Annotated in this window: 1 protein-coding gene; it reads right to left on the bottom strand. The window is 44.2% G+C overall.

Features of this window, described 5'->3' with window-relative positions:
* Positions 1 to 128: 128 nt before the first annotated feature.
* Positions 129 to 14,045 carry a hypothetical protein gene (locus tag ABW391_RS00340; RefSeq protein WP_353479841.1) on the bottom strand — a complete coding sequence of 4,639 codons (13,917 nt, stop codon included), beginning with the start codon at positions 14,043 to 14,045 and terminating at the stop codon, positions 129 to 131.
* Between the last annotated feature and the right edge of the window lie 18 nt (positions 14,046 to 14,063).

Genomic DNA, 14,063 nt, shown 5'->3' with positions numbered 1-14,063 from the left:
GTGTTGGGGTCTGAAATCTTTACAAACCCCGACACTGCAATTGACCCTTTTTCGTTTGGACGAGCAACAGATTGCGGTTTAGGCGGCTGTGAGGGAGTTTGTTGATTTTGCTGCATGATTTATTTACCTTAGATTTGTCTTCGGAAAAACCTTGCTGCATCCGTATTGGTCACTTGCAGTGCTTGTCCGTCCGATGGGTTACCGTTGGCTGGTTGATACCAGCCAACTCCTTGCCGTACCAGTATAGAAACTTCATATCCGTTGTTGGGTGCTGTATCAAAGGTCACCGTGGCAGGGGCTACAGAATCCACAGTGTATCCGGTAGTGGCACGGATGCCACCCACAAACACCAGAATTGCTTGTTCAGCAAACGACAAAGTCAACTGACTCAAATCAATGTTTGGTGCACTGAATGTAACTGTTGTTCCGTTGCCCAGAGTGTTGGTGTATATCACCCGATCCTGGTACTCTTCAGGAGCCAAATTGCCGCGACCCAGGTTATATACTGTTGCGCCTGCGGTATGCACATCAGGTGCTGTGCCTGCTGTCCCTCTGCGTAGTCCACTTACTAGGTTGTTCACAATGTCAAGATAACGATACATGATGCGTTCACCGTTGATTGTCAGCACTCCCCAGATATTGATTGCCAGATTTGGCTGTGTCAACGCTGCTGCATTGTCAACATAAATTATGTCCTGATCCAGGTACAAATCCTGTGCTAGAGCAGTTGTGGTCGACGGTGTCATTCTGTAGGTGGCTTGTACTCCACGCATGTCTTGAAAAATTCGGAATTCCATTTGTTCTGGAACAACACTGTCTGTAAACAACTGGGCAACAACCACATCTATGACGCTGATCACCGGACCGTGTATGACCAGTTGCTCGCCAACTATCAAGTAATCATCACCGTAGAATATACGATTGCCATTTTTACTCACTACCATTCTGGTTGGATCAGGCACAATTCTGCCCAACTGGAAGTCATTTGTGGTCACCAGTTGTCCTGCCGAGTAGTCATAGCTGCCCGGTGACCCAGTTACTAGGCCCACATCAAAGTCAGTTGAATCATAGGGCTCAGGAACTACTACACCTGTTGTCACTGGTCCTTGATATACCAAAGTTACTATTTCTTGTTGGCTTGTGTCATTCCATGATGTCACAGAAATTATGTCTCCTGCAATAGGATAAAATCCATTGGTAGTGCGCCATGCCAGCACGTTACTATACAAGCTGCTGCCATCACTTTGCAACACATAGTCGGCCTTGGTACTTACACTGATCAGGACTTCTGATCCAGATGATGGTGGTATTGCAAATTCTACGTCTCTGGTGTCGTCGCCGAGCACATAAGGTTCTATAATGAATTCGCTGTACAAGGTAAGTTCTTGATTGTTGACCCATACACGAACATCGTTGTCTGCTACCAAAGCTAGGCTGTATCCACCACGAGTGGGCAGTGGATAAGCTGAGCTGCCGTCAGCAATGTAGTATGCACCTTCAGGAGGTCTTGCTCGAATACCATTTCGTTCAACAATTAGGTTGGCAGGATTGGTTCCTTGCAAGGAGTTGTCAAGATTGTAATCCAGTTGTCCGGCACTCACAAAGTATTGAGTTTGTGGAGTTGACCAACTGTTGGGCAATGATCCATCTGTGGATCCAATGGCTGTGATGTTTAGTTCGTCAGCCACACTGTAGGAATTTGCAAACAAGATGTTTGTGGTATTGTTTGTTCCTGCACTGTAGTTATAATTGCTTATCAATCCACCGTTGACAAAAATTACCATGTCTTCAATTTCGTTAACAGCCACAGGAATGTTAAAGGTATTTCCCACAACGGCTCCATTCACACTGGTTTTGTACAGTTGATTGCCACCACCAATGCCGTATATGCTGACAACTAAGATGTCACCATTGTCTGCTGGAGGAGCACTAACACTGGTCAAAATAGTCACAGTGTTGGATACCCAATTTACAATGTAATCTGTGTCAAGATTTAGTTCACGACCTTGTGTTTGATTGGTCACTCGCACCTGCACAGGATTTGGTATAATACCGTCAAAACTTTGACTGGCTGCGCTGACAGAATTATAGTACCACTTGACAATTTCCCAAGCAAATCCGTGTCCATTCAATTCCCAATCTGATCCGGGTCGAGTGTACACACGGAAATCTAGTGTGTCGTATTCAGAGCCGGGTATTAGTTCTTCCGGAGCATGGCTTTCGTAAGGGCCAACAAATTCACCACCAACCACATTTACATCGTAGGGTCTTGTGCCAAGATAGATGTCAACAAAACGACTTTCGTAGATGGCATCTAGAATTGCAGGATCATAGGTAGGAAGACCCTCGGGTCCAAATGCAATATTATCAAAAGGATTGATGTCAAAGTTGCCAACATCAAATCCTGAGTTTTGATCAAATGTGGGTGCAGTAACTTGCACACCTGGATAATCAACACCATCAATCAATAACGGTAAATCTAGTCCTGGTTCGTTGGCAGTGGGCACATATAGACCCATGGTTCTATCCACGCCGGACAGGGTGGATGCACTGACCAGGGTCCATTGTTCAGGATCAAAGGTTACAGATTGCACTGCACTTGAGTCAGTGTTGCTGGCTTCCCATACTCTGTTGTCGTATCGCACCAGAGTCCCGTTGTCGTACTGAACTGTTGGTTCCCAGTCTAGGATGGTACTTGCATATTGATATCTGTCAAACTTGATTGTGGTGTTGATACTACGTACCAGACCGTTGCCCATTACTGCAATAATTCTACCACCCACACCATTGCCGCCTGACAATTCTATCAGTGCCGTGGTCAGGTAACCAGCTCCGGGATCAGTTATGATTACTCCAGTAATTTTGCCTGCGCTGTTGACGTCCACAGTCATGGTGGCCTGTATCAAACAATCTCCAGTAACTGTGGCAACAGGAGGTTCGGTATATCCAACACCGCCGTCTGCAACCACAATGTCTTGAATGCTTAGAGTATAGTTGTTGTACCAGAATTGCCAAGGCTCTGTTTGCCATACCGGGTTGTCGGGCGCTGTATCACTGTAGGTGTTTGATGTTCCAGTACCCACCGCAGTACTTTGAGTGTATGGTGTCAATACCGGACTCATGAACTGATTTGGAATTAGTATAGTGTTATAAAAACTTGGAACGTCAAAGTCAGTCATGCTGCCCTGATAAACATCAGAGCCATCGTATATTAGATTGGTCTCGCGAATCTGCACATGATATGGTTTGACTTCTTTGATATAGTCCACCACAAAGTCTTGATTGTCACGTTGATAAGTCTGGAATGGCAGCAGTTGACGGATCTTGTGATCAACATCAACCAGACTGGTTTTGCTCAACCAGTCGGGTGCTTCAAATTCACTGAGCACAAAGTTGAACATCAGTATTAGAGCTTTGTTTCGTTCGATCAACAATTCACCAATCAGCAATTCCTGATTGATAGCCTGAATAATTTTGCGAGTTTCTATCACTGGTTCTTGATCAAAGTATTGTGCATCAAACACTTCAGAGTCAAATCCAAAGCGTCCCAGTTGATAATCCCACAGCTCAGCGGCAATAGCAATGGTGCCGTCCTGCAGACCTACTCGGTCCCAGCCAGTGTTGGTTCGTAGATAAATTTCCCATTTACCTTGAGCATTGGCCACCACTCTCACGCTGGCACCAACAGGCACTGTGTACACACTGAGAGTATCAAGACTACTATAAACCGGCACTTCGGCCACTATCTGACTGCTCTGATTGTACCCAATTAGATACCAGTCAATGTAACTCCAGTATTTGCGGGTGTCGTAATTTTGCACTCGCACCAGCATCAACGAAGCAAAAGTTTTTGCTGTGGTAACACTATAAATGGTCCATAAACCATTTTGTGCAGAATCAGTTGCAACTAGATACTTGTAACCCACAGGTACGATAGCAAAATCTTGATAACTGAGTTCTTCAAGATTGGCCACACGTTTGTCCCAGGCACCTGTGCCCGCGGTCGGCTCTGGTTCGCTGGAATTCAACAAGGTAAAACTGCGAGTTTCTGAGATAGGAAATTGTGCGAGCACACTATTGACTCTCTCAAAATAATTTTCTAGTGCCAGGAATCTATCAGCAAACATTGACTGACGCGGTCTGAACTGAACACCGTAGCTGTTGGCAGGACTTAAATTTGGATCCGGTACCTTGGCACCAACAATATTAACACCGCACAACGAATCCTGGAACTTGAGATACAAATTGTCCGGCAAGAATCCATCAGCACGATTTTCTGGAATCAGGCTGTATTCCACGTGAACGTTGTCGTCGGTGTATTCTCTATCAAACTCAATGCTCAAAATTGTATCTTGTGCAGAAATATCATTGACTGCATTATAGATAGCAGTTGCACTGGGACTAACAAATGCCACATACGGAATACCCGAACTGCGAGGTTCTTCAATGTATCTGGCAATACCAGTAGTACTGAGAGTTTTTCCTGCATTGGTGTCAATTGATGTAATGCCGCGAACCCAGAAATAATATGTTGTGGTGAAAATTCCGTACTCGTTGAGTCCGGTTGACAAATCGTAGCTGACTAGGCTTCTAGGAGTACCTTCGCCAGCATAGGTTGCAGGTGGTTGGTCGCTGTCTACCCATTGATACACATCCACAGTTGAACCCGGAAACACCTGACCCCAACGGCGTGCTGCATACACAATGTTGTCTTGATTTGGATCAATAAAGCGAACATTGTTGGTATCCCACCAAATTTCTCCTACATGTACTTGTCCCCAGATTCTGCCATAGTTGTTGACTGGTCCCACATTGTAGGCAGCAGGATCTACTGCACCAATATAGTTGATATTCTCTCGTGCAGCACCAAGGATTTTGCCCTGCAACGGATCAAAGAAATCAAAGAAGTTGGTTTTTGCACCAGTAACACGATCATATGTGAATACTGAATTGATCAACTTGACATCCACCACAGGCAACTGTTGGTGTATTGTGGTCCAGGCTGGTGTTTGTGTAAGATTTCTAAACACAGCAACACGGCCATAATCCAGCTCGCTCTGAGTACTGTCGTCAATGTCACTGCCTGGACTACCAATCAACAACACGCCGTTGGTGTAATCAATGGATGTTCCAAATAGATCTAGTTCTTGCACTCGTTGATCATAAATTTGTTGACCAAATGCAAATTTACCTGGATTACTGATTGAATCACCGGCACTGGACAAATAATCATAAGTGTATACCACGCCACTTTGTGTCAATGGACCACTTATTGTTGTGGTTCGGCTATCAAAGTATGTGGTTCCAGCATCAAACGTATTTGGACGATACAGGTTGCCACGAGGAGCACCAACTGTGAGAGTGGTAGCCAATGAATCAATGTTCACTGCTGATCCAAATCCAGCGTATGCAACCGGTGCTGGGCTTTCAACAGTTTGAGTATATGCAAATGTTTCAAACACCAGGCGCTGAAACGTGGTTCCAATCAGTCCAGGTAACACTGTGAGTCTATTGCCGGCATCAGCAGCCAACGTATTTTTAACACCAATTGTTATCAAACCGTAGTTGGCTGTGCCTGCTACGCCAGCAACAGCCACAACGTTGTCTATGCCTGCGCCGTTGATGTCTTGTGCCAGCGCTGCTGTCCAGCTGCTGGGTTGCCAGTATGTGGTGTCATTTAGTGCTGTTCCTGTTGGTACAGATCTGACAGAGATGTAGAGACTCAGCCCATAATCAACAATGGTATCCACTGTGTATGTTGATGCACTGTTCCAGGCCACTGGCTGAGATAATGCAACCTCTTGATCATTGATTCTAATTGTTTCGCCAGGAATCAATCGAGGACCAGGATTAGTACTGGATGTTATACCGTACACTCGACTTTGATTTACATTGCGCTGGACTAGACCTGCTGCAGGCAGCACTGATCCATCTTGCGGCGCACCTACATACAAGCTGCAATTGTTTTTGCACAGGTCAATGGCAGCACCAAAATTAGCACTTTGGAACGGAGCAATGGCACCAACAATTTGCAGCAGATTGAATTTGTTAACTTCAATTTCTATCACATCGCCCACTGCAAGTGGTGTATCAATTGTGACTTCAGTTGAACTTATCTTGGTAAAGGTTCCTGTAACGTTTCCTTCTGTATTGGTCAAGAATTGATTGTTTAGAACTACAGATGTTGGTGCAACTAATGTTCCATCGACTGTGTAAGTTGTTTGTGCAGCATCGGTCACAACAAAATTCTGTACGGCGCGGTCAAATACATACACTGCGCCAGCGTCAGTTATTGCATCGTAGTAATCATTTGGAGTACCAACCATTACCTGACGACCGTCGGTAGTGCAACTCAAACTTTCACCAAATCTAGCAGAGTCACCTAATCTAGCAGTCATAATGATAGAAGCCACGGTTTGATTGGTGTTTACCAAGTATGTTCCTGTTGCACCGGTGCCGGTCAACAACGCTGTGATTTTTGTTCCTGGTATTACTCCTGTTCCACTTAGGTTCATGCCCACTGTCAGCGGAGATGCTCCTGGTTGTACACTAGACACTGTTAGTGTGGTTCCTGCTATTGATGCTGTTACTTGTTGTGTGAATTCAATAGTGTCCGCAAAAACAAAATAACTCTGTGTTGCAACAGTGATTGTTGCGCCATTGGCGGGTGCAACAAAGAATATTACGTCTCTGCCAGCAGCACTGTCATTGTAATCAAAATCATAATCAATGTTTGGTCTCTGTAATACACTGTTGACAGTAACTTTGAAACTGTAGATGCTGGTAGCAGAATAAAGATATTCGTTCAATGAGAACAGTGTGGTAGATCCGTTACCAGTGTAAGCATACTGAGTTCTACGAACAATCTTTAAAATTAAATCTTTTGCAGGGGCTGCAGGAAATACAATGTTTGTTGCTGTTTGAGAATAGTCTACCCCGTATACCAACAATTTATTGTTCAACACCACACTAAGTTGTTGGTCATAGCCTGAATCAATTACTATATGATCGCTGAAGTTAAATGTAAATTGTCGACCATCGGCCACATATGCAACTGATTGATTTTCAACTTCGACCAGTCCGTATGCAAATACTTTGTTGATGCCCGGAGCACCAATATACATCCAGTGTTCGTCGGGGCTGACAGCAACACTATATCCAAATTCTGCTGGATGTGCTAGGTCTCTAGGGTCTGGAACTGTTAGCAAGTTGGCATTGATAAAACTTGCCGAATCTGGTTGGCGATATACAGCTGATACATACCCTCTGTTGTTGAGACTTGCTGGTGCGCCCACAGCTTGCCATGTTTGATTGCCAATGCTGACACTGGATCCAAAGCCCACGGTATCTACGGCGCCATCTAGTTCCAGTACTGAATTTTCAGTAAACGGAGCAGATGACGTACGAACATAGGTGTATAATGCACCGTAGCCTTGACTATATGCAGAACTACCAACAATAGCATATAAGTTGCTCTTGGCCTGTGCCACGCTTTGTCCAAACTTGCTGTTGGTCACAGGATTTGTTGCTGTTATTTCTGTTGTGGAAGAAAATACTATTTGTTTTTCTAATACTTCCCATAGGCCGGCACCGTTGTTGTCAACCCATACCTTGTTGCCTGGCAGTAGGTCATTGGCATATGGCAAGGTTATTATGTCACTGGCTTGTGCCACACGCTGGGTTTGTAGCACAAATCCAATGCCAGTTCCTGTTGCCACAAGCTGGCCACCATTGGCAAACGAAAAATCAACAACAATTTGGGTGATGTTGGGTACACTGATTACTCTGTACACTCCATCAACTTCTATAGAGAAAAATCTTACCACAAGCTGACGTCCAACTGTGATGCCATGCGGTGCTGTGAATGTCAGCACCGCAGTTCCGTCAAGATTGCTACTTACTGAAGAAATATAACCAGGTACCTGACTTGTTCGATAGATGTTCCAGTCGTAGCCATTGATCTTGGCCACCCAGATAACTGTGCCCACACCAATCTGATCAAGATTTACATCCAGGCTTGCAGTGTTGGTAATATCAAATACAGTAATGTCAATGTCGTCAAGATTGACATAGCCAGCACCTGGCAGGGCCACGTCAGTTGGATTGACTATTGTGATTGTAAGAATATCAGTATTAGGTATCTTGTAGCTTTGTTTCCACAAGTTGCTCAACAACACTGTTTGATCAGCTTCGCTGGTTTCTCCAGGCTGAACCACTTGTATCAAGCTGGGGTTTGCTCCAAGCAAGGCTTCGTTCAATTGCAATTCGTAAAAACTACGATTGGCATTGGCACCGTATGTGGCTCTTAACACAGCCCAGTTTTCATAGATGTCATACTGTGCAGGGCCGCGACCCAGATCAGCAAACGAAAATAGTTCAGCTGCTCTAACAGTGCCTTTGGTGCCCAGGAACTGCTGATACAGATTGACCTGACTGGTGCTGTCAAGATTCAAGGAAACCATGTATTGTCTAGGTTTGAATCCAATCAAGCCATATGAAAACAAGTCTTGGTTCTGTTCAAGGTTGGCAGTGTATGTGTTGTAGCTGTTGGCCAGTTGATTGCTCTTGTTGGCCAAGTTGGGCAACAGGCCTTGTTGTATTTTGGTATAGTCTGAGATTGTCCATTCATTGAAATCAAACTTGGCACTGGGTTGAACAATATCAATAGCACTGTAATAAAAGTTTTTGTACTCCACAATCTCACCGCGAGCATACTTGACGTTTTGGCTCCAGGGCTTGATGTTGTCTTGGTTGAGAACAAATCCTTGTGCGTTTAGTTGGCCGTTCCACTCAGTTGTGGTTGTTCCAATCAATTTCACACGGTCTTGTCTTGCACCGGTAATTGGCTGATAGATCAAGTCTGCAAAAATACTAACATTGTCCAGCACAACCATATTTTCGTAACTGGTAAACTTGATGTTCAAGAAGTTGATGGTTTCGTTGGTCACACTGCGCACAGCAAAACGATTGTCACTACGTTCAATCACAAGATCTCTAGCATTGAATGGTTTTCGATCCGCATTGAGTATCATGTTTTCAGCAGTTTGCACAGCAATACTATCCACAACGGCGCCGGCACGTTCTACAATCAGTTGGGATGCACCGGGGTTGAGATTGATAATAGCACCATCGGTCCAGCCTTGATTGCTCCAGTACAGGAACTCGCTGACCATCTGATTCCAGTCTAGCACATAACCATTTTCTTGTATGTCAAATGATAGGCCCTGACTCCGTAACAACGCACCATAGCTCAACAAGAAGTCTGCCACAAGAGTGCGATTGGTAAACACATAGCCATATGGTATCTGAACCACGTTGTTGCTGTATTCCACAGGAACACGCACAGTGCTGCCACCAGCTGAGATAGTTGCTAAATTACCACTGATTAGGCTTTGCAATATATTAAAGTATGGCTGAGTCATGTTGTAGCCATACACTGCCCAACCTGTGGTTGTGCTTTGAACAATTACACTTGAGTATGTGAGTTGAGCAAATGGCACATTCTTGTAGAACAAGAGATTGTAGCTTTCGTCTGGCAGCAACAGAGTTGAGTTCAGACTGTTGGGACTGGATTTTTCAGTGTAAATTTGCAGGAGATTTTTACCAGTAAACGATGCCATTCTGTAGCATAGTCTTACGTCAAGATTTTTAAGATCAGCTGTGAGAGCAGTGGTAGAATTGATTCCGCTCACACGGTTAAAATCCACAATCCAATCAATATAACTGGCCTTGCTGACACCGTTGCCATACACTTCGATACCATTGGCATCCAGTCTATAACGTCCGTTGTAGAGATACTGGTTGATAGATGTGTCGAATCGATAAAGATCTCTGTCAGCAAACAATGAGAAAAATTCTGCTGGGCGAGTCAGGGCCAACAGTCGCATGGCAGCAAATGGATATGCACTGGATGTGCGCCAGGCGTTTTCTACCGGACCATCATCGCCCACGACCCAGCTCTTGCGAAAGTCGTTGCTGTTGAAGTTGCCTACCATCACTTGCATGGGACTCAACAAGGCACCTTCGCTGCCAGACGGAATCACATCTGTCAACCCGGGACGGACGTATTCCGGCAGCACATACGGTGCCACAGGATCTCTAACCTGGCCAGCTGCTAGGTCTTCCCAGAGCACCAGGTTACCCGAAGTGTAAGGAGCTGGTCCATATTCGTCTTCCCACCATACAGGTATAACACTAAATCCCAACATCTCCCAGGGTCTAGTGTTTGGATAAATTGTATCGTAGAAATAATTGTAGAGGCCGCGCCAGGCACCTACCACCAGCGGCTGGTTGGCAGTTAACTTGTTTGACGCTGTGGAATAATTCCAGGTGAATTGATTGTTCTGTTGGTAATCTTGTGTTTTGTAGTCTAGTTTGTTCCAGCCTACCCAGGTCAGAAAATCTTCGCTGAGAATGTCTGTTATTTCACCAAGTGTATAATTAGTGGTACGGAATTCACCAGGCACAACTTCAGCCGTGGTCAATGGCACAGGATTGCCGTCTAGTTTGAGATTGTTATAAATTCTGGTCTCAAACTCCAGCAGCAATGCATCACGGAAATCTCCAAATGCTCTGGTAATAGATCCGTCGTGACCACGAATAACAAACACTGGATTTACATAAGTCTCATCAAGAAAAATTTCTGGAATATATGCAGGATACAGTCCTAGTTTAGTGGGAGTGTTTGGTACATAGCTGCCGTAGGTCTCAGGATATTCTTGTATAACAACCACATCTCCCACTGCCAGTGGCACTGTGATAGTAATTCTAGGTCCATCTGTGGCAACCACATATCCAAGGTCACGAGTCAATAAAATATCATTTACATAAACCAGCAGTCCAAGGTAGTTGGCTGAAGTATAATTGTACACCTGTGTGGTGTCAAATACCGCTGTAGAAATTGGCGTTACTGTGGTCTGTAGTTGTGTGTACACACTGCCTGTGGGCAACATGTCACTCCAGTAGAACGGATTAGTGCTGGTCCGGCCAAGTGTTATATCAGAAATTACTGCTGTGAGTATTTCTGGCACTGTGAGATTGACATAATCATTGGTCACTGCTGTGTTCAGCAATTGTGCTTTGAATTTTTCGTATTCTCTTGAGTTGTATGAAAGAGCAGCAAAAATTTCGTATTCAGGTTTGCGCAAGAAATACCCAGCCAGGGTCATTGGCGCACTTTGTTGCAGAATATTCAGACCATAAGGAATAATATTGCCAAGATCTCTAGTGTTGTTGGCACCGTTGACTTTGCCAGTCAATGCCACTAGATTCTGTGCAATAGTTTCGTAGTGTGTTCTTACTGTGCCCAGTGTGAAGTTTGCTGAGTTGTTGTTCAGTGGATTGTTTTCAAGATTAACAGGAACTTGATAAAAGCCCACAGAACTAACTTGATTGCTCAAGGCCAGCACTTCAACAACATCGCCGGGTACTATAACAATGTTGCTGTTAAATGTAATTGTGGTAGTATTGGCAGTTGTGGTAAAGGTATATGCTGTGGGGTCCTGGAACACACTACCTACATAAATTTTAACACTGGGTACAACTCCTGTTGGGACCACAGCCACATCAAGTACCAATGGTGTATCAACAACTGATGTAAAACTAAATTGTTGATAAATCAAACTCTTGGTTGCAGCACGTTGCCATCCAATTTCTTTTTCATACACTGTTCTATCAGCGTATTGACGAACAAATCCAATGCTGACGGGATTTTCAGTGCTGACATTGTTGTCTACGTGAATAAATGTGTCTGTATAAAAATTATTGTCAAACACAATGTCACCCACATTGTTGATGCTGAGATATTGTAGAGCAAATCCCAATACAGTATCCTCAACTCCTGATCCCACAGCATAACTGAACAATTTGCTGCCTACAAATGTTGAACTAGGATAGACGGCACGATTGCCAAGACTAAATTCATCTTGGTCATACACATCAAACAAGGGTGCTTGATTGACTGATGTTTTTTCTTGTGCAGTAATCCATTGAACACCATCGTAGAAAAAACTTATTCCTTGCAAAGTGTTGCCGCTTGAACAAACAGTGCATTGATCAATTAGGACATCTGCGTCAGATGCGGGCACTAGATTAATAACTGGTTGGAGTATCAACGTGCTGCCATCTGTGCTGGGAGTGATAAACTCCACTAGATAAATTTTGTTGCGGACCTGCGGGTCGTTGTCTGCTGCAAAAATCACTCGACTTCCAGAAATAAACGAATATCCATCAACTGCATATCCAATAGTACCATTGATAGTTGACAAAGCATCAGTTGTTTGAAAATCTATAATGTTGACCGGTGTCTTGGCCTGAGTTCCCATAGCAAACAATCTTGTGCCACCACGGAATTCCAAGATAGGTCGCTTGGCGCGAAACGCATTGTCTATTAGTGGAATGGTGTTGTTGTATTCTGCAGATGCATTGATAACATCAATGTGGAACCAACGATTAGATCTAGTCCAGGCATTACGATCAGGACTATCCAGTGCAATAGTAAGGTAATCAGGCACCAGAGGCTGATTTAGGCTGGCATCAAAGTTGCCTATATCAAACGGTAGTGAATCAAAAGGCACTGCGGCGCTTTTGGTGTAGGTTTCTGGAGTAACATAATCAGTGATTGGCAACAGTTGTATAGCTGTGCCCACTCCGGCTACATAATAGGTTTGATTCTGATAACTAGCAGGAACAACACTGCCTCTAAAGATAACTTTGAGATTGTTGGTAAACACCACACCGTTGGGCGCAACATAATTTTTCTTGCCAAGGATGTCAGTTACTATATTCAGTGTTTCGACCTGGCTTTGATCAATCAGGCGAATCTGGCCAAAAATTTCTGGGTTGGTTCCATCTTGATACCACAGCAGATCTTTGATTGCAGTGAGCAATGGTATTTCTTCAAAGTAACCTTCTGCATCGCGATACCATTGAGTTCCTGCCCATTGAGTACCAAACATCACAGTAAATTTATTCAGCAACGGACATGTTGTTACTGATGACAATTGTAGTATGGCATTTCCATCATTGTCATACTGATATTGTATTGCCCACACACTATATCGTGTGTCAACATTGAGGATGGGCGTTGTTTGATCGTATACTTGTGTATCAAAACTACCTAGCAATCCATTGTTGGTGGGAATCTGAGCCAATGGATCAAATTGACTAGTGATCAACCAGCCGCCGTCAGTTGGGTCAGCAATCTGATTGGTGAACACCACTGTGCGTCCGTTGAGATTTGTGATGCCATCAATACCCGACGGATATTGTGCTAAAAATTCTGTCAGATATATGTTGTTGATCTGATTGAATTTCAAATCAGTTATCAAGTCCACTTGTCCTGCTGTTGGAGTGGTTGGCACCAGTGTTAGATCATAATAGAATTGCTGAGCGTTTTTCAGCGGAACATTAAAAGTTACTGTACCGGCGTCTTCGCCGTTGTTGATCACCCCGAGTACGTCTCTTGAACTGATATTAGGAGCATAGGGCAGTCGGCCGTTTACACCAGGATCCGTTTGTATAAAGAATCCATTAGGAGCTTGATTCACAACAAAATCATAGTTGCCACCGCGAACCAGAGTGATGATGGGATTCTCACCAGCAACACCTGAGAATTCATACGCATCTGTGCCACGAGTGATATCAAAACTATCTGTTAGCGGAATTACTGTGGCACTAACGTCCACTGACAATGGACCAGCTGGCAACCAATAGTACTGACTGTAGTTTGCAAATTTGTCAAAACTAATAAACGGATCCCAGGTATAGTAATCACTAGTATACAATCTGTCTGAGTTGTTTGTCTTGGCTCCTTGACGATCTAGTGCGTCAGAAATACCAGGGTAAGTTATTACATCAGAAATATCTGTGGTGTCTGGAGTTAGACTGATCACGCCCGGTTCAAGTTGATAATTTGCTCGTGTGGCATTGGGCTCAATCACATAATAGTCATTGGGATTCACACCTGGGCCAACTCTGCGACCAACAAAACCCTGTGTCTTTTTAAACTGCGGCTCTTGTACCAATTGGTCCAGAGTAGCTGCCAAAAACTGTTTGTTGGTAGT

The sequence above is a fragment of the Haliscomenobacter sp. genome (assembly GCF_040403615.1).
Taxonomy (GTDB): domain Bacteria; phylum Bacteroidota; class Bacteroidia; order Chitinophagales; family Saprospiraceae; genus Haliscomenobacter.
Note: the sequence above shows the minus strand (reverse complement) of the source record. Positions and strands in the feature narration are given on the sequence as shown.